Here is a 23609-nt window from a genome sequence, read left to right as displayed (position 1 = left end):
TGGACGCGTGGGGGACGCAGGCTCGGGCCGCGCCGGCTAAAGGGGGTCGCGCCCAATCCGATTGGGCGCGGCACGCTTCAGGGTATCGCGTAGACCAGCACTTCCCGCTCGATGCCCCTCAGCGACACATTGTTGGACTGCGGCGTCAAAGCCTTGCTTTTCAGCAGATCGATCGTCTTCTTGTCTTCGACGACCGCGCCGGTCGCGAAGATCGACTGCGAATTGGCGAGCCCCTGCACGCGCGAGGCGATGTTGACCGTCTGGCCGAAATAGTCCTGGCGCTCGTTGAGCGTCACCGCGATGCACGGCCCCTCATGCACGCCGATCTTGAGCAGGAGATCCTCGCGGCCGTTCTTCGCGTTCAAATCCATCATCGCGTCGCGCATCCTGATGGCGGCGGCAACGGCGCGGTCCGGCGTCGGGAACGTCGCCATCACCGCGTCGCCGATCGTCTTGACGACGGCGCCGGCTTCCGCCGCGACGATCTCGTGAAGCACGTGGAAATGCGCCCTGACGAGATCGAAGGCGACCAGGTCCCCGACCCGCTCGTAGAGCTCGGTCGAGCCGCGCAAATCGGTGAACAGGAAGGTCAGGCTGGTGATCCTCAGCCGCTGGTCCACATCCAGCGTGTCGGTCCGGTAGAGGTCGCGGAAAGTCTGGTTCGACAGCAGGCGCTTGGCGGTGAGGAAGGGACGGCGCTTGCCGAGCAGGCCATGCAGCGCCTCTCCGGCGATGCAGACCGTCGGCAAAACGCGCGTGTCGGTGCGGTTCTCCAGGGCAATGCGCAGCGGTCCGGGCTGCATCTCCAGCGTCTGGTTGTGGATGTGGTCTCGGTCATAGGTCAGCGACAGGGTCTGGCGTTCCCGCGTCGGCTCGCCCTTGACGTCGATGAACTGCGCGGAATGGGTGACCGGCTCGAAGACGATGATGAACTCGGCGGGAAGCTGGATCGCCAGCGCGCCTTTTTCGCCGGGCGCAAGCTCGAGATGGTCGACGACGAAATCCTCGACGGCCACCTCGTAGCCTTGCTCGGGCAGGTCGACGCCGGAGCCCCAGTACATCTGGCGGAAATATTCCGTAAGCGCCAATTCGTGCGGGGTGTGCGCCGCGATCCGGCGCACACGCGGGCTGACGGTGAAGGTGACGTCGACCATCTCGTCGAGCGTCGGTTCGTAGGAACCGGCGCAGAGCGCGCAGGTATACTGGTCCTTCTGCACCGTCTTCAGCGTCGCATTGGTGTCGAGCACGCCGCCGCAGCCCGGACAAAGCACGTTCCAGGCAATGTCGAACATGCCGATGCGCGTCGCATGCAGGAAGGCGGCGACCGCCGTCTCCTCGTCAAGCCCGTTCCTGGCTGCGAAGGCCAGCGGATTGATGCGGCAGAGCTGATGGTCCATGCCCTCGTCGACGAGCCGCTCGATGGCATCGACCGCGCCGCCGTCCGCCGACTGCCGCAGCAGCGAAAAAAGGTCTCGTGCTTCGCTCATGGCTTTCTCCCAACAGGAATGCGCTACCGGCAAAGCTGGCGAACTTTATACCCCGAAGAACCCTACCGCCATCACTATCGCAATCAAAGCTGACACAGGCGTGGCTGCTTTCGATTGTTCGATCCGGCCTTGACTTTGTTACGTCAGCGCCCGACTTCGTTACCGCGAAGGGAGCGTTAGATGGCCGACGCGAGACGGACGACGATCGACGATGCCGAGGTGGCGCGTTTTTCGGCGATGGCCGCCGAATGGTGGGATCCGAACGGCAAGTTCCGCCCGCTGCACAAGTTCAACCCGGTGCGGCTTGCCTATATACGCGACCAGGTGGCGGCGCGCTTCGGCCGCGACCCGCACGCGGCAAGACCCTTCGAAGGGCTGCGCTTCCTCGACATAGGCTGCGGCGGCGGCCTGCTCTGCGAGCCGATGGCGCGGCTTGGCGCGCAGGTGGTCGGGGTCGATCCGTCTGAAACAAACATCGAGGTCGCCAAGCTCCATGCCGCCGAGTCCCGCGTCACAATCGACTACCGTGCGGCGACGGCGGAAGACCTCGCCGACGCCGGCGAGAAATTCGACGTCGTGCTCAATATGGAAGTGGTCGAGCATGTCGCCGATGTCGGTCTGTTCATCGCAAGATGCGCCGAGATGGTGAAGCCGGGCGGCATCATGTTCGTGGCCACCATCAACCGCACCCTGAAGGCGCTGGGGCTGGCGATCGTCGGCGCCGAATATCTATTGCGCTGGCTGCCGAAGGGCACGCACCAGTACGAAAAGCTGGTGCGCCCGGACGAGCTCGAGAAGGCGCTGGCCGAGGCCGGCATGGCGATATACGACCGCACCGGAGTCTCCTACAACCCGCTTGCCGACCGCTGGCAGCGGACGAAGGACATGGACGTCAACTATATGCTGCTGGCGGAGAAGACGGGAGTCTAGGCACCGCCGCGTCCTCTAGGTGGCCTTCCCCACCCCTTGGGCCTGCTGCGCCGGGCGCAGGCAGAACCACGTCCGCAAATCCCCACCCGTTGCGGATGCGTGGGGGACGCGAGCTTAGCTTCCCTTGCGGGCAACGGCTATATCATGAAAATATCTACCGGCAACGGAAGGCAACCATGACCCGGTCGTGAGCCCTCACACGTGGACCTAGCGACGCCTCGCATTTCGTTCGATCGCATGGTCCGCCGGTCAATAGATTGGCCAACCGATTTCGAAAGTGAGCTTACCATGAGCCCTTTGGAACGGAAATTGTCAGCGATCCTTGCAGCGGACGCGGTCGGATTCAGTCGCCTCATGGAAATCGACGAAGAGGGCACGATACTCCGGCTGAATGGATGTGGACAGAATGTTTTGGTGCCCTCAATAGCCCGGCACCGCGGCCGCATCTTCAAAACCACCGGTGACGGCCTGCTCGCCCAATTTTCCAGTGCAGTCGACGCCGTGCGTTGCGCCTCGGAGATTCAGAATGAAATCGCCACCCTCAACGCGGCAGCGTCCGACGTGCCGCCTATCCAATTTCGCATCGGCATAAATGTCGGCGACGTTGTCGAACAGAACGGAGACATCCTTGGCGATGGGGTCAACATCGCCGCGCGGCTCGAGGGTATAGCCGACCCGGGAGGGATCTGCGTGTCGGCTCGCGTTCACGACGACGTGGCTGGCAAGGTGGATCTATCCTTCGAGGACATTGGCGAGCAGACGCTCAAAAACATCGCTCGGCCTGTTCGTGCCTTCCGCCTGCTGCCCGCGCGGTTCTCGCAGCCGGCCGGAAGCACTCGGCTCCCTTCAACAACCAAGCCGTCGATCGCAGTCCTCCCTTTTCAGAATCTCAGCGGACAACCCGATCAGGACTATTTTGGAGACGGTATCGCGGAAGACATCATCACGGCGCTTTCCAAACTACGCGGTTTCTTTGTCATCGCGCGGAACTCCACGTTTAGCTACAAAGGAAAAACGTCCGACGTCCGGCAGATAGCGCGCGAGCTAGCCGTCCGATATGTGCTGGAGGGCAGCGTCCGGAAGGCCGGCGATCAATTGCGGGTGACGGGGCAACTGATAGATGCCGCCACCGGCAATCACATCTGGGCGGAGCGCTACGATAGACCAGCGTCCGAGATATTCACGGTTCAGGACGAGATCACCGCGAGTGTCGTTGCGGCCATCGAGCCCCAGCTCTACGCCGCCGAAGAACTGCGCCTGCAGAGCAGACCTCCGGAAAGCCTCGACGCCTGGGGCTGCGTCGTTCGTGCGATGCCCCAAATCTGGACGTGGGTGGTCCAAGACGAAGATGGCGGTATTAACCTCCTCAAGCGGGCGATCGAGCTCGATCCATCCTATGCACGCGCGCATAGCCTGCTTGCCTGGGCGCTGGCCACCAGGGTGGTTCTCGGCAATATCGACTATGAACGCGGCATCGCCGACAGCCTGGCCCTGGCGCAACGAGCGATCGACCTCGATCCTGATGATCCTTGGGCTCATTGCGCCGCGGGCTACGCCTATACGTTCTCCAGGCGTCCCGGGCCCGCCGTTGAAGAACTCACCGAGGCCCTGCACCGCAATCCAAATTTTGCGTTCGCGCGGGTGATCCTCGGGGTTGCCTACGGTTACGGCGGCTTGGCGGAAGACGGTCTTCGACAACTGGAAATCGCGACCCGTTTGAGCCCCCGCGATCATACGCAGGCAGCAAACCTATCGGTCGAAGGTCTGTGTCACTTCATCGCCGGACACTACGCGGAAGCGATCACATGCGAGCGCCGGGCGGTCCAGATGCGGCCGAATTTTGGAACGGCATGGCGCACGCTTGCCGCCGCCGCAGGTCTTGCCGGTGAGTCGGATCTTGCGCGCATGGCTCTCTCCGAATGCCGTCGCCTGCAACCCAGCATAAGCGTCGCCTGGGTTGAGAAATACCATCCAATAGTACGGCCGGAGGACCGCGCCAGATACATTGAGGGTCTGATTCGCGCAGGGCTCTGATCTGGAGCGGTTCATCAACCCTTCGCCTGCGCCTTTGTGGTCACCACCACGCCGACGACGATGATGACCGCACCCAACCAGGTCAGAAGCCCGTAGCGTTCGCCGAGGAAAAGCGTCCGGAGAAAAGCCCGACCGCCGCGGCCACATAGCCGATCTGGCTGAGATAGACCGGCCCGCCGACCACCTGCAGTCGGAAGAAGACAGCAAACATCAGCGCGGACGCCGCGATCTGCGCTGATGTCACCAGCGGAACTTCGGCCAGCGCGCCGATCGTGCCGAGGCCCGGCGGAAACGCTATGCCGGCGAGCAGGATGAGGGCCGCCGCGAGGTTGCTGCCGACGGCGAGTTCCATCGGCGAGGCGTCTTCCGGCCAGTCGACCGTCCGGTAGATGTTGCCGCATGCGAGGCTGAGCGGAATGATGAGCGCGATCGCCACCCAGAAAAATGCCGCAGGTTCGCCGAGCTGGCCGCGGGCCGTCGCCACCATCACCGCACCGACGAAGCCGATGGCGATGCCCAAAATGCCGAGCAGCTTGGGCTTGCGCACGCCGAACAGCATCGAAAGCACCAGCGTCGCGATCGGCGCAGCGTATACATGATGCCGGCATAGCCTGCCCCGACATGCGGCATGACGGAGAACAACAAAAGGTTGGGGAGCGCGTAGGTGATCGCCGCGGTGATGAAGAAATAGCGCAGCTTGCGGCCGGTGAGCCTTACGCGCTGGCCCTGCAGCAGCATCGCGACGAAGATCGCCCCTCCGCCGCCGGCCGAGATGACGAAGGCCCAGACGACTGGCGGGACGCCGGTCTCCGTGGCTATCTTGCCGAAAGGCAGCGACAGGCCGAGCAGGGCCCCGGTGACGGCAAGCAGGGTGAAGGCCGAATTCCAAAGGGTGTTCATCGCGGCTGGTTAAGCGGTTATTCCAGCCGGCGAACAGTCGCAGTCAGGTGGCGCGCAATGAGCCAGGCTAACGCAGACACCAGAAAGTTCTATTCAGACGGGAAGTCGCTTCCTGCGAGCCGACTCTCGACGTCGATGCCAACGAGCCATAAGCAATCTAACCACCCAGCGAGGCAGCCCGATATCCAACGAGGCTTTTTCCAAATGGTCGCCAAACCGATCGCGCTTGGCTTCGTTGCTCAAATCGAGTTGCTGCGTATAAGCAAGCCTACTTTCCGCTTGTTCGCGGATTGTCGACCCATTCGGTAGCTTCGCAGAAAAGGCGAGTTCTTGCCGGACACAGACGAGTTCGACACGTTTTCGAATACGTTCGTCATAAGAAATACCGCGTCGCCAGAGGCGGGCATGCGTGGCTTCATGAACGATCACGGACGCGACCATTTCCGTCGTAGTCCCGTCTTCCACGACGAAATGATTGTCGATCTCGCAGGTCCAAGTAGACTGATGGAAGCGACCTGAGGCCCCGATCAGCGGCCTCAACCAGACGCGCCTGACATCTTGCAGCAGCCGTTGATACCGTAGTGGATGGTGAAGCCGGATGAGGGACAAAGCCGACTCGACGCGATCCATGCTTTTGCCGTAGCCAACGATCAGCAATCCATCCACTACGCGAGTGTCGCATAGTTTCAACAGTAGTCGCTCGGTGAAGGGCTCCTTTTCCAAAGGAGGCCTGTCAGGCGCCACTTCGCTCAGTTGCGGTCCTCGGGGAACACAGGGATCGGCATGAAGCCGACGCCGTCCTCGGCGAGGCTCTTGGCCTCTTCCAGTGTGGCTTCGCCGTAGATGCCGCGCGCTTCTGTCTCGCCGAAATGGATCTTGCGCGCTTCCTCTGCGAACTTGTCGCCGACATAATCGGCATTCTCGCGGATTTTCTCCGACATTTCCTTCAGCTGCGCCATGACCTTGCGCTGCTGCTCACCCATGGCGAGCGCGATTTTTTCGCGCTTGCGCCCCGTCGAGACGGCCGGCGCCATCAGCGCCTTCCCGACCTTGGACGAGCCGCATTGCGGGCATTCGACGAAGCCGCGCTTCTGCTGTGTGTCGAAGTCGTCATTGCCGCGGAACCAGGCCTCGAATTCGTGGTCGTGGTCGCAGATCAGGGAAAAGCGGATCAAGACGCGGCCCCCCGGAGCGTCACGGGCTGTTCAGCCGTGACGCTCGCCACGCCGAAATCGCGCGCGTTCCTGAGGTTGGGGATCTTCTTGCGCGCCTCGCCCGACAGCGCCGTGTCGATCTCGACGACGATCACGCCTGGCTCGTCGTGGTCCGCTTCGGCGAGAATCCTGCCCCAGGGGTCGATGATGAGCGAGTGGCCGAACGTCTCGCGGCCGTCCTCGTGCTGCCCGCCTTGCGCGGCGGCGATGACGAAGGCGCCGTTCTCGATGGCGCGGGCGCGCAGCAGGATGTGCCAATGCGCCTGGCCGGTCTGGCGGGTGAAGGCGGCGGGCGCCGTCAGCACCTCGGCGCCGGCCAGCGCCTCGGCGCGGAAAAGCTGCGGAAAGCGCATGTCGTAGCAGATGGCGAAGCCGAGCTTCGCTAGGCCGATGTCGGCGACCAGCGCCTCGGCTCCGGGCTCGTAGGTGGCCGATTCGCGCCAGCTCTCGCCATTGTCGAGATCGACGTCGAACATGTGGATCTTGTCGTAGCGGGCGGCGAGCGAGCCGTCCGGCGCGAACAGGAAGGCGCGGTTGGCGATCTTGCCGTCGTCCCTGAGGATGCCGGTCGAGCCGATGTGCAGGAAGATGCCGAGTTCGGCCGACAGCTTCCGCGCGGCGGCGACGATCGCGTCATCCTTCTCCGGCTTGAAGGCGAGCGCGCGATCCTGCTTGTCGCGGATGATGGCGCCGGTCATTTCCGGCGTCTGCACATAGGCCGCGCCCTTGCCGGCCGCCTCGCGCACCAGCGCCTCGAAATCCACGACGTTGCGGCCCGGCTGCCTGCCGGAGCGCATCTGGATGGCGGCAGCCTTGAAAATACCCATGCCCGTTCTAACCCTTTTTACCGCAATTCCGGACGGAAAACCGGTTCCCACTTTTCCTGGAATTGCTCTAGTTCGGCTGCCCGTTGGCGAGCAGCCCGTCCAGCCTGCCCTGCCGCTCCAGTTCATGCAGGTCGTCCGACCCGCCGACATGATAGCCGCCTATGAATATCTGCGGAAAGGTGGCGCGGCCATTGGCGCGGGAAATCATTTCCTGGCGAAGCTCCGGCGAGAAGCTGGCGTCGTGTTCGGTGTAGGCGACGCCCTTGCGCTCCAGCAGCCGCTTGGCGGCCATGCAATAGCCGCACATCATCCTAGTATAGATCGTCACGTCGACCATGGCCGTTCCGTCAGCCTGACTGTCATTTCTCATTCATATAGGGTCTGCACCGCCGGGCAGGAAGTCCCCCGGAAGGACGCACGCGAAGGTCAGCACGTCGACCGCGCTCGCGCCGCCTTTCTTCAGCGCCTTGGTCACGGAGGAAACCGTGGCGCCGGTGGTGTAGACGTCGTCGACGACCAGCACCCGCCTGCCGCGTATCGAGATTTCGCTTTCCGGCGGCGCCTTGAAGGCGGCGCGGACATTGTCCTGGCGCTCGGAAAGGCCCAGTCCCACCTGCTGGCGGGTGATTTTGACGCGCCTGACCGCCATCGGCTCGAACGGCTTGCCCGACAGCGTTGCGATCGCGCGCGCCAACTCCGCCGACTGGTTGAAGCGGCGCGAGAAGAAGCGCCGCCAATGCAGCGGGACCGGCACGACGACGTCGGCGTCGGCGACGAGTTCGGCGCCGGCGCGCAGCATCCAGCGCGCCATCCAGGGTGCAAGGTCGGTGCGGTCGCCATATTTCAGTGCCTGCACCATGCGCCGCGCCACGCCCGTATAGGCGACCGCCGCCCGTGCCCGCTCGAAGGGCGGCGGGTTAGCGATCGCTTCGGCCGACAGGAAGCCTTCGCCGAGATCGTGCGCGAAGGGCGTGCCCATGACCGCGCACCACGGCTTTTCGAGGAAGACGAGTTTCGGCCAGCAGGCGCCGCAAAGCGCTCCGGGTTGCGACACTTCCCGGCGGCACCCCGCGCAGACCGGCGGGAAAAGCAGGCGCGCCGGCGCCGCCAGCGCGTTCAAGGCCAGGTTCCTTATATGCGACATCGTCGCCACACCCTTGCGGTTGGAGGCGTAGAATAGCAGAACCGCGAAGATGACGCGCGCAATTCGCCGCACCAAGAAGACCATGAGCAACAGTCCGGAGCAGATCATCGACACGAGCCTGCTGGTCGAACGCAAGCGCCGCGCCGCGCGGCGAGCGGTCGCCGGCGCCGATTTCCTGATGGCGCGCGCCGCCGACGATCTGGCGGAGCGGCTTGCGACGGTCGGGCGGCGCTTCGCCAAGGCAGCTGCGCTTTTTTGCGTGACGCCGGCGGGGCGCGACGCCGTGCTTGCTTCGGGAAAGGTCGACGAGGCGGTCAGAATCGAGACCGACGCGGCTTTCCTCGGAGATGAAGCCGGCATCGTGGCGGTTCCGGGCCACGTCCCGCTCGCGCCTGATAGCATCGATCTCGCCGTGTCTCTTCTTTCGCTGCAGGACGAGAACGACATTCCGGGCATGCTGATCCAGATAAGGCGCGCGCTGAAGCCGGACGGGCTGTTCCTGGGTGCTATGGCCGGGGCAGGTACACTTGCCGAACTGCGCGAGAGCCTGCTCGCCGCCGAGGCGGAACTGTCCGGCGGCGCCAGCCCGCGCATAGTGCCGTTCGCCGATGTCCGCGAGATGGGCGCCCTGCTGCAGCGCGCCGGCTTCGCCCTGCCGGTCGCCGACGTGGAGACGGTGACGTTGCGTTACGCGACCATGTTCGACCTGATGGCCGATCTGCGCGCCATGGGCGCGGCCAACCCGCTGTCGGGACGATCCCGCCGCCCGGCCACAAGGCAGCTGTTCGCCCGGGCGGCGCGGATCTACGAGGAGCGCTTTTCCGATCCCGACGGAAGGATCAGGGCGACGTTCTCTTTCATCTGGATGTCGGGCTGGGCGCCGGATGTCTCGCAGCCAAAGCCGTTACGGCCGGGTTCGGCGGATATCTCGCTGGCGAAGATCCTGGGAGAGAGCAAAGACAAATGACCGGGTTCAGGAAGGTGGTTCCGGGCCGAGCGGTCATTCCCCAAGCGTTTCTATCACCCGGTTGGCGTTGTCGTTCCAGATGTCGCCGACCGAGGTGCCTGTCGCGCCGAGAGCGCTGACAATGGCCAGCGAGATGAGCGCGACGATCAGGCCGTATTCGATCGCGGTCGCACCGTTCTCGCTTGTCAAGAATCCGCGGATCAATTGCATGACGTGCCACCCCCGTTCGCCATACGGACACTAACGTCCATCCGTTAAGAAAGGTTAACGGCGTAGAGTTAAGAAAGGTTAATGCCCTTGCGTTAAGAAATGTCGGGCGCGCGCAAGCAGGCGGATCAGCAGTCGCCGCTGCGCCGGCCGTCGGGGCGGATGATGCAGACGGAACCGGGCTCCTGGAGCACGCTTCTGCGGATCGTGTAGGCGCCGGGCTTGCCGATCGAGCCGGTGGCCAGGAAATCCAGTCCGTCCACACCGGCGATCTGCGATTTCGCATATTTGTCCGCGATCGGCGCAACGATCAAGGCCAGTGCCACGGCGGCCGAACCAAACAGCAGCGCGACCCTCAGCAGGCCCACCCCGGCGGCGCCGAACAGCGGCTTGCGCTGGTTGCGGATCGCATCCCATTCGTTTTCAGGCGTCATGTCGACCATCCCCTGGTTCCGCGGCCGGCAGCTGCCCGGCCATGATGGCCGGTCGAGAGGATCAATTTTTCACACTTGCCTAAACGGTTCATTAACGGTGAGGCAAAGGAGATCCGGTCGGCGGAGCGGCGCGTCAGAGCAGGTCGATCAGATGCGCGATGAGCGGCAGATCCGCCGGCGGCATCGGATAGTCGCGCATCTGGCCGGGCCTGACCCATTTGAGCGTCTGCCCCTCCTTAGGCTCGGCCGTGCCCCAGAAGCGGCGGCAGACATAGAGCGGCATCAGCAGGTGAAAATCCTCGTAGGAATGGCTGGCGAAGGTTAGCGGCGCGAGGCACGCGACCTTGGTCTCGAGGCCGACTTCCTCGAACACTTCCCTGACGATCGTTTCCTCCGGCGTCTCGCCAGGCTCGACCTTGCCGCCGGGGAATTCCCAGAGGCCCGCGAGCGCCTTGCCTTCGGGACGCCTGGCAAGCAGCACCCGTCCGTCGGCATCGACCAGCGCGACCGCGGCGACGAGCAGGATCTTCTTCGGCCCCGAGTCCACGCGTCAGGCCTCCGGCTTGCGGCGGTAGTGGTAGCGGTAGAGTTCCTCGAAGCCGAGCGTGCCGTAGAGCCGTAGCGCCGCGAAATTGTCCGCCTCTACCTGCAGCCAGGCGCGGCGCGCACCGCGCAATCTCGCCCATTTCAGCGCCGAAAGCAGCAGCCGCCGGCCGTGGCCCTTGCCACGCTCTGCCGCCGCCGTCGCCACCTCGAACAGGCCGGCGAGATCGCCGTCGTGTACGCAGATCGCGGTTGCGAGCGGCTTCTCCTCCTGCTCCAGCACGAACAGGCCCGCTTCCGGCTGGATCGCGCCGATGACTTCCGAAAGGCCGGGGCGCAGGGCCGGATCGGCTGCTTGCGTCGTCATGGCGGCGCCGACAAAGCGGCTCATGTCCTTCATCGGGATCTGGTCCATCGCGCCGTGCACCGCCTCGTTGTCGAGGTCGAGTTGCATGACGATCGACTCGCCGAAGGCCGTCCATCCCTCGTTGTCGAGGTGACGCACCAGCTTGCGGCCGGCGAGCGGCGACAGGCGGAAGGTGAGCGGCCGGCCATAGGCGTCGAAGCGCCGGCCGGCGCGCATGATGCGATCGGCCAGGTCGTGCAGATCGCCGGGATCGAGCGGATTGATCGAGTTCAGCCGCTTGGCCGGATGGCCGGCGGTCAGCCGCACCACCCAAGTGCCGTCATAATGGACTGCGGAGGCCGGCCAGGCGCGAAAGCCCGCCGCCTCGAAGCGGCGGACCGTCGACAGACCCGTCTTTGGCTGCTTGTCCGGCACTTCAGCTTCTGTAGTCGCCGTTGATGGCGACGTATTCCTTGGTCAGGTCGCAGGTCCAGACCGTCGCCTTGCCGCGGCCGATGCCGATATCGGCCGTGATGCGTATCTCGTCGCGCTTCATGTAGGCCGAGGTCGCCTCCTCCGAATAATCAGGATCGCGCTCGCCCTGATGGGCGAGGCGGTTGTCGCCGAACCAGATCGACAGGCGGTCGCGGTCGGCCGGCTCGCCGGCCTTGCCGACGGCCATCACTACGCGGCCCCAGTTGGCGTCCTCGCCGGCCACCGCCGTCTTGACCAGCGGCGAATTGGCGATCGACAGCGCGATCTTCCTGGCCGACCGCGCCGACCTTGCGCCGGTGACGGTGACTTCCACCTGCTTGCGCGCGCCCTCGCCGTCGCGCACCACCTGCAGCGCCAGCGACTTCAGCACCTTGCCGAGGCCCCGCTTGAAGGCCGAAAGCCTGGGGTCCCTGGCGTCTTCGATGCGCGGCACGCCGCGCTTTTGCGCCGCCCCGGTCGCGAACAGAAGCAGCGTGTCGCTTGTCGAGGTGTCGCTGTCCACGGTGATCGCGTTGAAGGTCTTGCCGACGCCAGCAGACAGCAGCGCCTGCAGCACCGGTGCGGCGATCGGCGCGTCGGTCGCCACGAAGGACAGCATCGTCGCCATGTCGGGCGCGATCATGCCGGCGCCCTTGGCGATGCCGTTGATGACGACGTCCGTGTCGCCGAGCTTGACCGTGACGGTCGCGACCTTCGGATAGGTGTCGGTGGTCATGATGGCACTCGCCGCCTCGCGCCAGAGATCGGGCTTGGCATCCTTCACCATGCCGGCCAGCAGATGCGAGAAGCGGGCGGCGTCGAGCGGCTCGCCGATCACCCCGGTGGACGCCAAAAACACCTCGTCCGCGCCGCAGCCGGCCGCCGCGGCGCCCGCCTTGCCGGTAAGCGCGGTGGCCTCGCGGCCCTTCCTGCCGGTGAAGGCGTTGGCGTTGCCCGAGTTGACGACCAGGAGCCGTGCGCGGCCGCCGGCGAGATTCTGCCGGCAATGATCGACCGGAGCCGACGGGCATTTCGAGCGCGTGAACACGCCCGCGACCTGCGTCCCCTCGTCGAAGACCATGACCAGCACGTCGGTACGGTTCTTATATTTGATGCCTGCCTCGGCGGTCGCCATGCGCACACCCTCGATGGCCGGCATCCTGGGATATTTCTTCGGGGCGAGCGGCGAGATCGTTGTCGACATCTGGGCCTTCAGCGGAATGGCGTGCGGAAAGTGGCTCGTTTGCCCGATAGCGCCAAAGCGCGCAAGAGCGCTGTGGCGATTGATGTTTCATAGAGCAGACTTGAACAGATGCCGCCTGCGCGGGATCGCGAACAATTCCGGCAATTTCATCTCGGCAATCGGATCAGACAAAAGTCCGACATCTAGTGGACTGAAGGCGGATATCGGTTGCATCCTGGGCGCTCTATAAAGGATGAGAACCTGGATATCGCTGTGCGGCGGCTTTACGAGCTTCGCGACCGCTGGAACGAGCAATCCCTGGCGGTCCAGTTCCTGCTGGCCGGCGGCCTGGTTTCGTTTGTCGCCATGATCGTCGTCGGCTTCCTGGTTACGAGCCAGATAGAGGAAGGCATCACCCGCAACTCTGGCGCGACCACCGCCCTTTACGTCGACAGCATCATCGCGCCGCTGCTGCCCGACATTCGCAAGAGCGCCGAACTCAGCGATTCGGTCGCTCGCGCGCTCGACGAGACCCTGTCGCAGGGCGCGCTTGGCGAACGGCTCGTCTCGTTCAAGCTCTGGGGCCGCGACGGCATCATCCTCTACGCCAAGGATAAAAGCCTGATTGGCAAGAAATTCGCGCCAAGCGACGATCTGACGACGGCATGGACCGGCAAGGTCGTCGCTCAGTTCAACCAGCTCGACGACCTCGAAAGCGCCTCCGAGCGCGCCAGGGGCCAGCCACTGCTCGAGATCTACAATCCCGTGCTGCAGCCGTGGTCTGGCGACGTGGTCGCCGTTTCGGAGTTCTACGAGGTCGCCACGGATTTCGAGAAGTCCCTGCGAACCGCGCGCCTGTGGAGCTGGTTGGCGGTAGCAGCCGAAACACTCGCCATCTTCGCACTGCTGTCGGTCATCGTCCTGCGCGGCAGCAGGATGATCGACGCTCAAAGCCATGCGCTCAAGAAGCGGGTCGGCGAGCTGTCCGACCTCTTGAACCAAAACCGCCAATTGCGGCTGCGCGTACTGCGCGCCTCGCAACGTGTAACGGCCTTGAACGAGCGCCATCTGCGCCGGATCGGCGCCGATCTTCATGACGGTCCGGCCCAACTCGTGGCCCTGGCCGCCTTGCGGCTGGACAGCGATGCCTTGACCAGCCCCGACGCGGTGAAAGGCGCGAGAGAGGGCGAACTCGTGTCCATCAGGAAAAGTCTCGACGAGGCGATGCGCGAAATTCGCAACATCTGTAACGGCCTGGTCCTGCCCCATATAGAGGCAACCGAACTTCCCGATATCCTGAAGCTCGCCGTGACGGCCCACGAGCAACGCACTGGAGACGCCGTGGCGCTATCCATGTCCGGCACTCCCGCGACACTCTCGCCCTCGGAAAAGATTTGCGTATATCGCTTCGTGCAAGAGGCGCTGAACAACTCCTACCGGCATGCCGGTGGAGTCGGGCAGGCTGTGGCGCAACGCTTCGAGAGCGGCAGACTGGTCGTCGAAGTGGCCGACAAAGGTGGCGGTTTCGACCCTGCGGCCGTCCGGCCCGAGGGGCTTGGTCTTGCTGGACTGCGCGAGCGGATCGAGAGCCTCGGCGGGACTTTTTTGGTGCGGTCCTCATCGGAGGGGACCACGGTCACCATGGCGCTCAATTCAGAGGGGCTTGAACAGGCATGACGGTACCGATACGCCTCGCGGTTATCGATGACCATCCGCTGTTTCGCGAGGGGGTAACGCGCAGCCTCTCCGAGATCGGCGGCTTCGAGATCGTCGCTGAGGGCAGCACGGCCGAGGACGCGCTGCGTATCGCTACCGAGAAGCGCCCGGACATTCTTCTCATCGACATTTCGATGCCTGGCGGCGGCCTGAACGCGGTGGCCGCCACGATGGAGCGCCTTCCCGACCAAAAAATTGTCGTGCTGACCGTCTCCGAATCCAATGAGGACATATCCAAGGCGCTTGCCAGCGGCGCGCGCGGCTATGTGCTCAAGGGCGTTGGCTCAAGGACCCTGGCCGACATCCTTCGGACCGTGGCGGCGGGCGAGAGCTACCTGTCGCCGGTTCTGTCGGCGCGCCTGCTGACTACCTTGACGTCGCTAACGAAACCTTCGGCCCAGGCCGGATCGCTGTCGGCCCTCACCGGGCGCGAGCGCGAAATCCTGGAGCAGGTCGCTTATGGCCTCAGCAACAAGCGCGTCGCCCTGAAGCTCAAGCTGCAGGAAAAGACCGTCAAGCATCACATGACGCGCATTCTGTCCAAACTGAACGTGCAAAACCGCACGGAAGCCGCAATGCTGCTGCGCGATGCGAAGGATCACCGCAACGAATGAGGATAGAACGAAGAGAGGGCGCCTGCGCGCCCTCTCCGTCGCCTGAGAAAAGATGTCGTCAGCCGGCCATCGCTTCGAGCCGCGCCCTGTCGGCGTCGGTCGCCGGCCGCTCCACGATCGTACGCCCGCTCGCATCCTTCATTTCGTAGCGGCCGCCCTCGATTTCTTCCTTGGTTCCGTCCGGGTGTTCGACTTCGATTTTCGATCCGTCGATCTCGACCTTGTCTCCGGTCGCCGAGTTGACGTGCTCGCCGTCGTCGCCGCCATTATTGTCGTCGCCGCTTCGATCGGAACTGTCGTCGCCGCCGTCGCTTTCCGATTCGCCGCCGTCGCTGTCCGAGCTGTCGCCATCGCTGTCATGGTCGGAGCTCTCTCCGCCGTCATGGTCGGAGCTTTCTCCGCCGTCATGGTCGGAGCTTTCTCCGCCGTCATGGTCCGAACCTTCACCGTCTTCCGCGAACGCCGCTGCCGGAGCAAACCCCCTCGCCGTCAGTTGGTAAGGAGCCGTAACGAGGGCAAGCGCAGTGGATGCGCCCAGAAGCGCCAGGGTCAGATGTCTGCGAGTGATATTGATCATGAAGAGGTCCTTCCTAAGTTGCAGCGGCTCCGCCAGCCGCGGGAAGAACCTGCATCGTCGTCACCTCGTGCGCGAGGGGCCCAGGACTCCTGCCATGGCGGACTAGGACCATTGCCGCGGTGTTCGGACCAAGGTCCGAACACGGGCCCGCGACTGACGCGCTCACGTCGGGGCAGTGCGCGGCAGGATCTGCCGGGCCGCGTTGGCCCGGCAGGGGCAACCTGATCGGCAGCGGCGGGAAGCCGAACCGCCCCCGCATGAGGTTTGGCGGATCAGGGCTGGCCTTCCGCCCCTTCCATGGCGTCGACGGCCTTTTTCAGCTCGGGGTCGGTGACGTCGACCTTGGCGGCCTTGCGCAGGTCGTTGACCATGGCGAAGTATTTCTCGCGGTAAACCAGGTTGCGGACCTGGTCCTTGACCGTGTCGAAGGCGGGCGGCTGCTGGGCGCGCTTGTCTTCGACCTTGATGATATGCCAGCCGAACTGGCTCTGTACCGGCTCCTTGGTGTAGGCGCCGACGTCGAGCGCGAAGGCCGCCTTCTCGAATTCGGGCACCATCTGTCCGGGCCCGAAATAGCCAAGATCGCCGCCGGTCGTCTTGCCGCTCGGATCGGTCGTGTGCTCGTTGGCGAGGGTGACGAAATCGGCGCCACCGTCGAGCTGCTTGATGATCGCGTCCGCCTCTTCCTTGGTCTTCACCAGGATGTGCCGCGCCTTGACCTCGTTGACCGGGGGCGTGTCGGCGAGCTGCTGGTCGTAGCGGGCGCGCACCTCCTGATCGGTGATCTTGGCGCCGACTTCCTTCTCGATCACTTCGCTGTGCAGCGCCCGCTGCTGGAGGAAAGCCATGCGGCGCTGGAACTCGGCGTCCTTGTCGAGCCCGTCGGCGATCGCTTTCGCGGACAGCAGGCGGATTTCCATGATCGCCATGAAGGCGGCGGCGCGGCGCTGCTCCGGCGGAAGCTGCGCATATTGCTGGTCGACGCTCGCCTGCGCCAGCGCCAGGTCGGCCTCGCTGACCGGCTGGCCGTCGATCGTGGCGACGATCTTCGCCGGATCGGGCGCGGCGGCTTCGGCCGCGGGCGGCGCGGCCGGTTGCGTGGCCGGCGCGGTCTCCTGCGCGGCGACGGACGCCGTCAGGGCGGCAAACAGGCTGAACGGAAGCGCCAGCCTGACAAGCGCGGCGCTGCGGAACGAAAACGACATGGAACTCTCCGATCGGGGATTTAAGGCGGGTTGAAGCGCGCCGGATTGTGGCGGAATTCAGCGCAACATAGCGCCGATGCGCGCGTTGACATCGGTTGAGGCCCCTCTTATCTGTCCAACGTCTTTGCGTCCAGAACCGTTTCCGGGCGCTTTTTGCTGTTTATGAATCTGCTTCGCCTCCCGGGTTGCGCGGATTCGACCGGCGCCCGCCGGAAAACTACGGTTGAAAGGACCATTTGATGGTCAGTCTCGGCGTTCTTGCCCGCAAGATATTCGGCTCCTCCAACGATCGCCGCATCAAGGCGACGCGGCCCCGCGTCGAGGCGATCAACGCGATGGAGAACGAGCTGCGCGCGCTGTCCGACGCCGAGCTCGCCGCGCGCACCGGGCAGTTCCGCACCGACCTCGCCAATGGCGCGACCCTCGACGACCTCTTGGTTCCGGCCTTCGCCACCGTTCGCGAGGCGGCGCGCCGCGTGCTCGGCATGCGCCCCTTCGACGTCCAACTCGTCGGCGGCATGGTGCTGCACAATGGCGGCATCGCCGAAATGCGCACCGGCGAAGGCAAGACGCTGGTGGCGACGCTGCCGGTCTACCTCAACGCGCTCGCCGGCAAGGGCGTGCACGTCGTCACCGTCAACGACTATCTCGCCGGACGCGACGCCGAATGGATGGGCCGCGTCTACAAGTTCCTCGGGCTTTCCGTCGGCGTCATCGTGCACGGCCTTTCCGACGACCAACGCCGCGCCGCCTACGCCACCGACGTCACCTACGCCACCAACAACGAGCTCGGCTTCGACTATCTTCGCGACAACATGAAATACGACCGCCCCTCGATGGTGCAGCGCGGTCACAATTACGCGATCGTCGACGAGGTGGACTCGATCCTGGTCGACGAGGCCCGCACGCCGCTGATCATTTCCGGCCCGCTCGAGGACAGGTCGGAAATGTACAACACCATCGACGCCTTCATCCTGAAGCTCGATGCCCCCGACTACGAGATCGACGAGAAGCAGCGCACCGCGATCTTCACCGAGGAAGGCACCGAGAAGCTGGAGAACCTGCTGCGCGACGCCGGCCACCTCAAGGGCGAGTCGCTCTACGACGTCGAGAACGTCGCCATCGTCCATCACGTCAACAACGCTCTGAAGGCGCACCGCCTGTTCCAGAAGGACAAGGACTACATCGTCCGCAACGGCGAGATCGTCATCATCGACGAGTTCACCGGCCGCATGATGCCCGGCCGGCGCTATTCGGAAGGCCTGCACCAGGCGCTGGAAGCCAAGGAGCATGTGGCGATCCAGCCGGAGAACCAGACGCTCGCCTCCGTAACCTTCCAGAACTACTTCCGCATGTACAAGAAGCTGTCCGGCATGACCGGCACGGCGCTGACCGAGGCCGAGGAATTCGCCAACATCTACGGCCTCGAGGTGACCGAGGTGCCGACCAACCTGCCGGTCAAGCGCATCGACGAGGACGACGAGGTCTACCGGACCGTCGAGGAGAAATACAAGGCGATCGTCCGCGACATCAAGGAGGCCCGCGAGAAGGGCCAGCCGATCCTGGTCGGCACCACCTCGATCGAGAAGTCGGAGCAGCTTGCCGAGCGCCTGCGCAAGGAGGGCTTCAAGGACTTCGAGGTGCTGAACGCCCGCCACCACGAGCGCGAGGCGGCGATCGTCGCCCAGGCCGGCAAGCCGAGCGCCATCACCATCGCCACCAACATGGCCGGACGCGGCACCGACATCCAGCTCGGCGGCAATGCCGACATGCGCATCGCCGACGAGCTCGCCGACATGCCTGAAGGCCCCGAGCGCGACGCCAAGGAAGCCGCCATCCGCGCCGACGTGCAGCGTCTCAAGGAAAAGGCGATCGCCGCGGGCGGCCTCTATGTACTGGCCACCGAGCGCCACGAGAGCCGCCGCATCGACAACCAGCTTCGCGGCCGTTCCGGCCGCCAGGGCGACCCCGGCCGCTCGAAATTCTTCCTGTCGCTGCAGGACGACCTGATGCGCATCTTCGGCTCCGAGCGCATGGACGGCATGCTGCAAAAGCTCGGCCTCAAGGAAGACGAGGCGATCATCCATCCGTGGATCAACAAGGCGCTGGAGAAGGCGCAGAAGAAGGTCGAGGCGCGCAACTTCGACATCCGCAAGAACCTCCTGAAATACGACGACGTGGCCAACGACCAGCGCAAGGTGGTGTTCGAGCAGCGCATCTCGCTGATGGACGGCGAGAACCTCAGCGAGACCGTCGCCGAGATGCGCGAGGACGTGATCGCCGATCTCGTCGCCAAGCATATCCCCGAGAACGCCTATGCCGAGCAGTGGGACGCCGCCGGCCTCAAGGAGGGCGTGCGCCAGAGCCTCAATCTCGACCTGCCCGTCGACGAATGGGCCAAGGAAGAAGGCATCGCCGAGGAAGAGATCACCGAGCGCATCACCAAGGCCGCCGACGCCGCCGCCGCCGAGCGCGCCGGCCGCTTCGGCCCGGAAGTCATGACCTATGTCGAGCGCTCGATCATGCTACAGACGGTCGACCATCTGTGGCGCGAGCATCTGGTCAACCTCGACCATCTGCGTTCGGTGGTCGGCTTCCGCGGCTACGCCCAGCGCGACCCGCTGAACGAATACAAGGGCGAGGCCTTCGAGCTGTTCCAGGCGATGCTGGGCAATCTGCGCCAGGCCGTCACCGCGCAGCTGATGCGCGTCGAACTGGTGCGCGAGGCGGCCGAGGCGCCGCCACCCCAGGCGCCCGAGACTTTCGGCCACCATATCGACGGCACCACCGGCGAGGACGACTTCGCCGAGGCTGACTTCGGCGGCGCCTCCGTCTCGGTGCTGGCCGACAGCCGCACCGTGGCGCCCGAACAGCGCGACCCGCAGAACCCCGCCACCTGGGGCAAGGTCGGCCGCAACGAAGCCTGCCCCTGCGGCTCCGGCAAGAAATACAAGCATTGTCATGGGGCGTTTGTGTAGGGCTGGGCGGCACACCGCCTTGGCGGCTTCGCGCCAAAAGCGGGCGGTGTGGCGGCGGGCGTTACGGTTTCCAGTCCTTCGCCATCAGTTCCTCCCGCAGCGCTGCGTTCTCGATTTCCAGCGCTGCGATGCGCCGGCGCACCGGGTCGAGTGCTCCCGCCAGTTCCAATTCGGTGAAGCGCGGCGTGATGTGCTGCGGGCAGTTCCAGTCAAAGGCTTCGAGACGCAGGACGAGAGCGCGCTCGGGCTTTGTGCCATAGCCCGGCGTTTCGAGTCTTGCAGCCAGTTCGGGTTCGTCGGCGAGGCTCTTTGACTCGATGTGCGCGTAAATCTTCAGGCGGCGGCGGCCGGGGTAGTCCATCAGGATCAGCGCGGCACGGTCGTTGGCCGCCAGATTGCCGACGCTGATATACTGACGATTGCCGCGGAAATCGGCGAAGGCGAGCGTTGTGTCGTCGAGTGCGCGCAGGAAGCCAGGCGGGCCGCCGCGGTGCTGCACATAGGGCCAGCCGCTTTCGGACGTCGTAGCCATATAGAAACTGTCCCGTTGCGCGATGAAGTGCCGTTCGGCTTCGGTCAGGCGTGTGAAATCGCGGTTGCCCTTAAAATCGGCCCAGAATTCGCCGCTGCCGTTTTCGGCCTGGGCGGCTTTGACGCCGGGTGTGCCCGCAATGTCCAGAAATCGATATGGCATGATCACCCTTCGCGAGAAACGTCGGCCATTTCGTATTGCTGACGGCCGATGAACCCGGCTGCGCGCGCGACATGCGCGTTCATATGGGTACGCGCGGCCAGCGACAACCATTCGCGGGCGATGGCGTCTGCCAGTTCCGGCTTGTCCTGCCTGATGCTGATATCGACCTGGCTGGCCAGGATCTCGACCTGAAGCGCGGCATAGGCGTCGGTGTCGCGGGCGCAGCGCCGGCGCGCTTCGGCGAGCCAGTCCATGGCAAGCGAGAGGTCGTCCGCCGCGGCATAGGTCAGCGCCATCGCGCGGGCGACGGCGGCTTCCCAGCAGGGATCGGCAAGCTGGCACGCCATGGCGAAGGCTACTTCCAATTCGCCTCGCAGCGCCGCAGGATCCCGTCGCTGACGCAGCCTGGATTCGCCAAGCAGCGCCACCGGCCACGGCCGGAAGGCAATCCAGCGCTGTTCCTCGCTCAGCACAAGGCAGGTTTCGAGCCAGGCATCGGCCTCGCCCAGCCGGTCTGCCGCCAGCAGCCCCCAAGCGCCGAGGCCGAGCGACCAGATCTCGCGGCGGCGATTGCCGGCGGTGCGGGCGTGATCGAGCGAGACCGCGAAATGCTCGAGGCCCTCGCCGACATGGCCCCAGTCGACGAGGTTGAAGCCGATAACCCCGTGGATTCCTGCGAGGCCGTCATCATCGACTGCGAGGCTGACCGCCTCCGACAGATAGGCCGCCGCAGCCGGACGGCGCCCAGCCAGCGCCTCGACATAGCCGAGTTCGCGAAAACCCGCCGCGGCGATGCTGGCGCTGCCCGACTGCCGGGCGAGTTCGGTGGACTGGCGCAGCAGGATCGCGCCTTCGTCGTCATAGCCCCTGACCGAGTGGACAAGCGCCGTGCCGAGTTCGAGCATGGCCCTCGCCTGCAGATGCCTGTCCTTCACCCCTTCCGCATCGTTGACGGCGCGGCGCAGGCAATCGATGCCGGCATCGGCAGCGCCGGCCGACAGTGCGGCAAGGCCCGACTGCATCAGCGAGTTCACGAAGGCTTCCGGAGATATGCCTCCCGGCGGCGAGGAAATGGTGCGGCGCGCGGCACTTCTGAGCGCCGGCGACGGCTTCTCGCCAAGCTCGGCGAGGAAGACGCGCTCGGTCGCCTCGACATGGGCGAGTGCGGCATCATAACGCCCGGCCAGCGCCAGGCTCTTCACCAGAAGCACATGAGCGCCCTCGTTGAAGGCGTCGCTGCGGACACCGAGTTCGGCGAGGCGGATGGCGCGGTCGTAATCCTCGACGGAAATGGCGCGCATCGTCTCCTGCCTTGTGCGGGCTTCGACGAGGCCCGCTATGCGCTCGCGCTCGACGAGAAGCCAGCTCGAGAATTCGGAGCTGCAGCGGGGTTCGATGCCGCCGAGCAGCCGGCCGGCCTGCCCGATTTCGAATTCGTCACGGTGGAGCCTGACGACATCGACCTCAACATCGTCAGGAAAATTGGCTTCAATTGGATCGCCCGACAGGCAGTCCGAACAGTTGAGCGCCTTGCGCAGAGACGCCAAGCACCAGCGCAACGAGCCGAGCGGGTCGACCGTCTCAGGAAACAGTTCGGCGGCGAGGCTGCGCCGGTCGAGCGGCGTCTGCGCGAGCACTACGCGCGCCAGCAGCGCCCAGGCCTGATAACCGCGCACCGTCTGGCTCACCCCGTCGCCGTCGAAAATGGCGGGGTCACCGAGAAGCTTGATCCTGATGGCCATCGATTGCCCTTTCCGGCGTTCGTGCGGCCGCCTTGCGCAATGAGCGTGTGACGGAGCGTGTGACCGGAATTCGTCACGGCCGTGGCGCCTTCCACACGCCGTACAACGCCTGACGGCAATGGTGAAGCGTAGTTCAACAATAAGGAGCGTGACTATGCCCACTTACATGATCGAACGGGACATACCCGGAGCCGACAAGCTGAGCGCCAGCGAGCTCAGCGAAATCTCGGCAAAATCCAATGCAGCCGTGGCCGGCCTCGGCGAGCCCTATACCTGGATCACCAGCTACGTGGCCGGAGACAAATTCTACTGCGTACACGAAGCGGAAAGCGCCGAAACCATACGAAAGCACGCACACGATGGCGGCTTTCCGATCAATTCGGTGACCGAAGTAGCGGCGGTGATCGGCCCGTCGACGGCACGCGGCTCCTGAGGGTGCGCCCGTCCACAGGCAACAGATCAATGGAGACAGGCATGAAGATCAACATCCGCAGCATCGGCTTTGCCGCGAGCCTCGCGCTCTCGACCGGCGTCGCGACCGCGCTCGCGCATGGCGGCATTGAGACCGGCAGCAATCCTTTAGCCGACAAGGTGCGCGCCGCAAACAGCCGGTTCCAGCACGTTTCGGTGGCGACCGCTGAAGGTTACACGCCGATCCCCTGTGCCAGCAACGCAAATGGCAACGGCGCCATGGGTATCCACTACGTCAACGCCGCCTATGTCGGCGACGACGTGATCGACCTCGCCCGCCCTGAGGCTGTGATGTACGAGCCGATGCCGGACGGCTCGCTGGCGCTGGTGGCGGTGGAATACATCACATCGAAAGGCCCGGCCTCGCTCGAAGGGCAGCTGTTCAGTTTCACCAGCGCGCCCAATCGCTATGGGCTCGGGCCATTCTACGAGTTGCATGTCTGGGCCTGGAAGGTGAACCCTGCAGGGCCCTTCGCCGACATGAATCCCGACGTCTCCTGCGCTTTTGCCACCAAAGCGGCGCAGTAGCCGAGGAGGCGGCGCCGGGCGGGCGCCGCATTTCGGCCGTGCAAGCCGAACTGGATTTACCATGACCGATACGAGTTTTGAGCACCCGAAGGCCGGGAGCGAAGCGTCACCGCCCGGGCTGAGGAGCTTTGCTGCGTCCATGCTGGCCGGTGTGCTACGTGCGCTGGCCGTTCGCCGCGACCGCCGCCTGTTGCACGCGTTGCCGGACTCCCTGCTCAAGGACATCGGCATAAACCGCGGAAACATCGACTACGTTGCGACGCGTGACGAATGCGGCGGATTTGGGAGTCGAGGCGACAGTTTGTACTCGTCATGCCGCCCGCGATCGGAATGACCGCTGCGGTCGAAGCTGGCATTCAAGAACTCGCCTTCGCAAGCTTGGCTTGGCGCGCCT

Annotated in this window: 24 protein-coding genes and 1 pseudogene; 9 read left to right on the top strand and 16 right to left on the bottom strand. The window is 64.7% G+C overall.

Features of this window, described 5'->3' with window-relative positions; all coding sequences use genetic code 11:
- Nucleotides 1-77: 77 nt before the first annotated feature.
- On the bottom strand, nt 78-1487 hold the full coding sequence (locus ABLE71_RS11500; protein ID WP_348783471.1) for an adenylate/guanylate cyclase domain-containing protein: 1410 nt from the start codon (nt 1485-1487) through the stop codon (nt 78-80).
- Between the two features lie 180 nt (nt 1488-1667).
- On the opposite strand from ABLE71_RS11500, the gene ubiG reads away from it, so the two are divergent.
- Both ubiG and ABLE71_RS11490 read left to right on the top strand, forming a co-directional pair.
- A complete protein-coding gene (gene ubiG / locus ABLE71_RS11495; protein WP_348783470.1) occupies nt 1668-2417 on the top strand; it encodes a bifunctional 2-polyprenyl-6-hydroxyphenol methylase/3-demethylubiquinol 3-O-methyltransferase UbiG in 750 nt (249 codons plus the stop codon).
- Between the two features lie 237 nt (nt 2418-2654).
- Nucleotides 2655-4451, top strand: a complete 1797-nt coding sequence (locus tag ABLE71_RS11490; RefSeq protein ID WP_348783720.1) for an adenylate/guanylate cyclase domain-containing protein — start codon at nt 2655-2657, stop codon at nt 4449-4451.
- 14 nt (nt 4452-4465) lie between these two features.
- Here the strand turns inward: ABLE71_RS11490 and ABLE71_RS11485 are convergent.
- The 6 genes and pseudogenes from ABLE71_RS11485 to ABLE71_RS11460 all read right to left on the bottom strand — a co-directional run bounded on the left by ABLE71_RS11485 (nt 4466) and on the right by ABLE71_RS11460 (nt 8536).
- A pseudogene (locus ABLE71_RS11485) lies at nt 4466-5351 on the bottom strand (DMT family transporter).
- Nucleotides 5352-5444: 93 nt separating this feature from the next.
- On the bottom strand, nt 5445-6074 hold the full coding sequence (locus ABLE71_RS11480) for a hypothetical protein (RefSeq protein ID WP_348783469.1): 630 nt from the start codon (nt 6072-6074) through the stop codon (nt 5445-5447).
- Nucleotides 6075-6100: 26 nt separating this feature from the next.
- The gene (locus ABLE71_RS11475) at nt 6101-6526 is read right to left on the bottom strand and encodes a DUF1178 family protein (RefSeq protein ID WP_348783468.1); all 426 of its coding nucleotides are present in this window, start codon (nt 6524-6526) and stop codon (nt 6101-6103) included.
- Nucleotides 6523-7392: a carbon-nitrogen hydrolase family protein gene (locus ABLE71_RS11470; protein WP_348783467.1), complete on the bottom strand. Its 870-nt coding sequence runs from the start codon at nt 7390-7392 to the stop codon at nt 6523-6525. The genes ABLE71_RS11475 and ABLE71_RS11470 overlap by 4 nt, the downstream gene beginning before the upstream one ends.
- 67 nt (nt 7393-7459) lie before the next feature.
- Nucleotides 7460-7729 (bottom strand): glutaredoxin 3, encoded by a 270-nt coding sequence (grxC, locus tag ABLE71_RS11465; RefSeq protein ID WP_348783719.1) that lies wholly within the window; start codon nt 7727-7729, stop codon nt 7460-7462.
- Nucleotides 7730-7762: 33 nt separating this feature from the next.
- A complete protein-coding gene (locus tag ABLE71_RS11460) occupies nt 7763-8536 on the bottom strand; it encodes a ComF family protein (protein ID WP_348783718.1) in 774 nt (257 codons plus the stop codon).
- 49 nt (nt 8537-8585) lie between these two features.
- Between ABLE71_RS11460 and ABLE71_RS11455 the strand changes: the two genes are divergently transcribed.
- Entirely contained in the window at nt 8586-9503 is a 918-nt protein-coding gene (locus ABLE71_RS11455; RefSeq protein ID WP_348783466.1) for a methyltransferase domain-containing protein, read from the top strand.
- Between the two features lie 33 nt (nt 9504-9536).
- On the opposite strand, the gene ABLE71_RS11450 is transcribed toward ABLE71_RS11455, so the two are convergent.
- The 5 genes from ABLE71_RS11450 to argJ form a co-directional block, all read right to left on the bottom strand.
- Complete coding sequence (locus tag ABLE71_RS11450) at nt 9537-9713, bottom strand: Flp family type IVb pilin (protein ID WP_348783465.1); 177 nt, start codon at nt 9711-9713, stop codon at nt 9537-9539.
- 125 nt (nt 9714-9838) lie between these two features.
- Complete coding sequence (locus ABLE71_RS11445) at nt 9839-10144, bottom strand: hypothetical protein (protein WP_348783464.1); 306 nt, start codon at nt 10142-10144, stop codon at nt 9839-9841.
- A gap of 133 nt (nt 10145-10277) precedes the next feature.
- Nucleotides 10278-10691, bottom strand: a complete 414-nt coding sequence (locus ABLE71_RS11440; protein WP_348783463.1) for a (deoxy)nucleoside triphosphate pyrophosphohydrolase — start codon at nt 10689-10691, stop codon at nt 10278-10280.
- A gap of 3 nt (nt 10692-10694) precedes the next feature.
- Nucleotides 10695-11468: a GNAT family N-acetyltransferase gene (locus tag ABLE71_RS11435; protein WP_348783462.1), complete on the bottom strand. Its 774-nt coding sequence runs from the start codon at nt 11466-11468 to the stop codon at nt 10695-10697.
- Between the two features lies 1 nt (nt 11469).
- Nucleotides 11470-12711, bottom strand: a complete 1242-nt coding sequence (argJ, locus tag ABLE71_RS11430) for a bifunctional glutamate N-acetyltransferase/amino-acid acetyltransferase ArgJ (protein WP_348783461.1) — start codon at nt 12709-12711, stop codon at nt 11470-11472.
- 252 nt (nt 12712-12963) lie between these two features.
- Here argJ and ABLE71_RS11425 point away from each other — a divergent pair, with 252 nt between their 5' ends.
- A complete protein-coding gene (locus ABLE71_RS11425; protein WP_348783460.1) occupies nt 12964-14367 on the top strand; it encodes a sensor histidine kinase in 1404 nt (467 codons plus the stop codon).
- Complete coding sequence (locus ABLE71_RS11420; RefSeq protein WP_348783459.1) at nt 14364-15020, top strand: response regulator transcription factor; 657 nt, start codon at nt 14364-14366, stop codon at nt 15018-15020. Before ABLE71_RS11425 ends, ABLE71_RS11420 begins: the two co-directional genes overlap by 4 nt.
- Before the next feature lie 58 nt (nt 15021-15078).
- On the opposite strand, the gene ABLE71_RS11415 is transcribed toward ABLE71_RS11420, so the two are convergent.
- Together ABLE71_RS11415 and ABLE71_RS11410 are read right to left on the bottom strand one after the other, a co-directional pair.
- Nucleotides 15079-15597, bottom strand: coding sequence for a hypothetical protein (locus ABLE71_RS11415; protein ID WP_348783458.1), 519 nt, complete (start codon nt 15595-15597; stop codon nt 15079-15081).
- Between the two features lie 272 nt (nt 15598-15869).
- Nucleotides 15870-16802: a peptidylprolyl isomerase gene (locus ABLE71_RS11410; RefSeq protein ID WP_348783457.1), complete on the bottom strand. Its 933-nt coding sequence runs from the start codon at nt 16800-16802 to the stop codon at nt 15870-15872.
- Between the two features lie 239 nt (nt 16803-17041).
- Between ABLE71_RS11410 and secA the strand changes: the two genes are divergently transcribed.
- Nucleotides 17042-19780 carry a preprotein translocase subunit SecA gene (gene secA, locus ABLE71_RS11405; protein ID WP_348783456.1) on the top strand — a complete coding sequence of 913 codons (2739 nt, stop codon included), beginning with the start codon at nt 17042-17044 and terminating at the stop codon, nt 19778-19780.
- Between the two features lie 61 nt (nt 19781-19841).
- Here secA and ABLE71_RS11400 read toward each other — a convergent pair whose 3' ends face one another.
- Nucleotides 19842-20474, bottom strand: coding sequence for a pyridoxamine 5'-phosphate oxidase family protein (locus ABLE71_RS11400; protein WP_348783455.1), 633 nt, complete (start codon nt 20472-20474; stop codon nt 19842-19844).
- A 2-nt stretch (nt 20475-20476) separates the two neighbouring features.
- Nucleotides 20477-22216 carry a BTAD domain-containing putative transcriptional regulator gene (locus ABLE71_RS11395; protein ID WP_348783454.1) on the bottom strand — a complete coding sequence of 580 codons (1740 nt, stop codon included), beginning with the start codon at nt 22214-22216 and terminating at the stop codon, nt 20477-20479.
- Between the two features lie 154 nt (nt 22217-22370).
- Between ABLE71_RS11395 and ABLE71_RS11390 the strand changes: the two genes are divergently transcribed.
- The 3 genes from ABLE71_RS11390 (at nt 22371) to ABLE71_RS11380 (ending at nt 23549) form a co-directional block, all read left to right on the top strand.
- A complete protein-coding gene (locus ABLE71_RS11390) occupies nt 22371-22649 on the top strand; it encodes a DUF4242 domain-containing protein (protein ID WP_348783453.1) in 279 nt (92 codons plus the stop codon).
- A gap of 41 nt (nt 22650-22690) precedes the next feature.
- Nucleotides 22691-23215 (top strand): hypothetical protein, encoded by a 525-nt coding sequence (locus ABLE71_RS11385; RefSeq protein WP_348783452.1) that lies wholly within the window; start codon nt 22691-22693, stop codon nt 23213-23215.
- A 61-nt stretch (nt 23216-23276) separates the two neighbouring features.
- Nucleotides 23277-23549, top strand: coding sequence for a DUF1127 domain-containing protein (locus ABLE71_RS11380; protein WP_348783451.1), 273 nt, complete (start codon nt 23277-23279; stop codon nt 23547-23549).
- Nucleotides 23550-23609: the final 60 nt, after the last annotated feature.

Source organism: Mesorhizobium sp. KR9-304, assembly GCF_040049215.1.
GTDB lineage: Bacteria > Pseudomonadota > Alphaproteobacteria > Rhizobiales > Rhizobiaceae > Mesorhizobium_K.
The sequence above is the reverse complement of the archived record's forward strand: the minus strand, read 5'-3'. Positions and strand labels throughout refer to the sequence as shown.

Excerpts from the sequence above, each read along its gene's own strand:
- ABLE71_RS11410 (WP_348783457.1), bottom strand. The coding sequence starts at position 16,802 with ATGTCGTTTTCGTTCCGCAGCGCCGCGCTTGTCAGGCTGGCGCTTCCG.
- ABLE71_RS11380 (WP_348783451.1), top strand. The coding sequence starts at position 23,277 with ATGACCGATACGAGTTTTGAGCACCCGAAGGCCGGGAGCGAAGCGTCA.
- secA (WP_348783456.1), top strand. The coding sequence starts at position 17,042 with ATGGTCAGTCTCGGCGTTCTTGCCCGCAAGATATTCGGCTCCTCCAAC.
- argJ (WP_348783461.1), bottom strand. The coding sequence starts at position 12,711 with ATGTCGACAACGATCTCGCCGCTCGCCCCGAAGAAATATCCCAGGATG.
- ABLE71_RS11395 (WP_348783454.1), bottom strand. The coding sequence starts at position 22,216 with ATGGCCATCAGGATCAAGCTTCTCGGTGACCCCGCCATTTTCGACGGC.
- ABLE71_RS11385 (WP_348783452.1), top strand. The coding sequence starts at position 22,691 with ATGAAGATCAACATCCGCAGCATCGGCTTTGCCGCGAGCCTCGCGCTC.
- ABLE71_RS11450 (WP_348783465.1), bottom strand. The coding sequence starts at position 9,713 with ATGCAATTGATCCGCGGATTCTTGACAAGCGAGAACGGTGCGACCGCG.
- ABLE71_RS11490 (WP_348783720.1), top strand. The coding sequence starts at position 2,655 with ATGGTCCGCCGGTCAATAGATTGGCCAACCGATTTCGAAAGTGAGCTT.
- ABLE71_RS11390 (WP_348783453.1), top strand. The coding sequence starts at position 22,371 with ATGCCCACTTACATGATCGAACGGGACATACCCGGAGCCGACAAGCTG.
- ABLE71_RS11470 (WP_348783467.1), bottom strand. The coding sequence starts at position 7,392 with ATGGGTATTTTCAAGGCTGCCGCCATCCAGATGCGCTCCGGCAGGCAG.
- ABLE71_RS11445 (WP_348783464.1), bottom strand. The coding sequence starts at position 10,144 with ATGACGCCTGAAAACGAATGGGATGCGATCCGCAACCAGCGCAAGCCG.
- ABLE71_RS11455 (WP_348783466.1), top strand. The coding sequence starts at position 8,586 with ATGACGCGCGCAATTCGCCGCACCAAGAAGACCATGAGCAACAGTCCG.
- grxC (WP_348783719.1), bottom strand. The coding sequence starts at position 7,729 with ATGGTCGACGTGACGATCTATACTAGGATGATGTGCGGCTATTGCATG.
- ubiG (WP_348783470.1), top strand. The coding sequence starts at position 1,668 with ATGGCCGACGCGAGACGGACGACGATCGACGATGCCGAGGTGGCGCGT.
- ABLE71_RS11400 (WP_348783455.1), bottom strand. The coding sequence starts at position 20,474 with ATGCCATATCGATTTCTGGACATTGCGGGCACACCCGGCGTCAAAGCC.
- ABLE71_RS11415 (WP_348783458.1), bottom strand. The coding sequence starts at position 15,597 with ATGATCAATATCACTCGCAGACATCTGACCCTGGCGCTTCTGGGCGCA.
- ABLE71_RS11500 (WP_348783471.1), bottom strand. The coding sequence starts at position 1,487 with ATGAGCGAAGCACGAGACCTTTTTTCGCTGCTGCGGCAGTCGGCGGAC.
- ABLE71_RS11420 (WP_348783459.1), top strand. The coding sequence starts at position 14,364 with ATGACGGTACCGATACGCCTCGCGGTTATCGATGACCATCCGCTGTTT.
- ABLE71_RS11460 (WP_348783718.1), bottom strand. The coding sequence starts at position 8,536 with ATGTCGCATATAAGGAACCTGGCCTTGAACGCGCTGGCGGCGCCGGCG.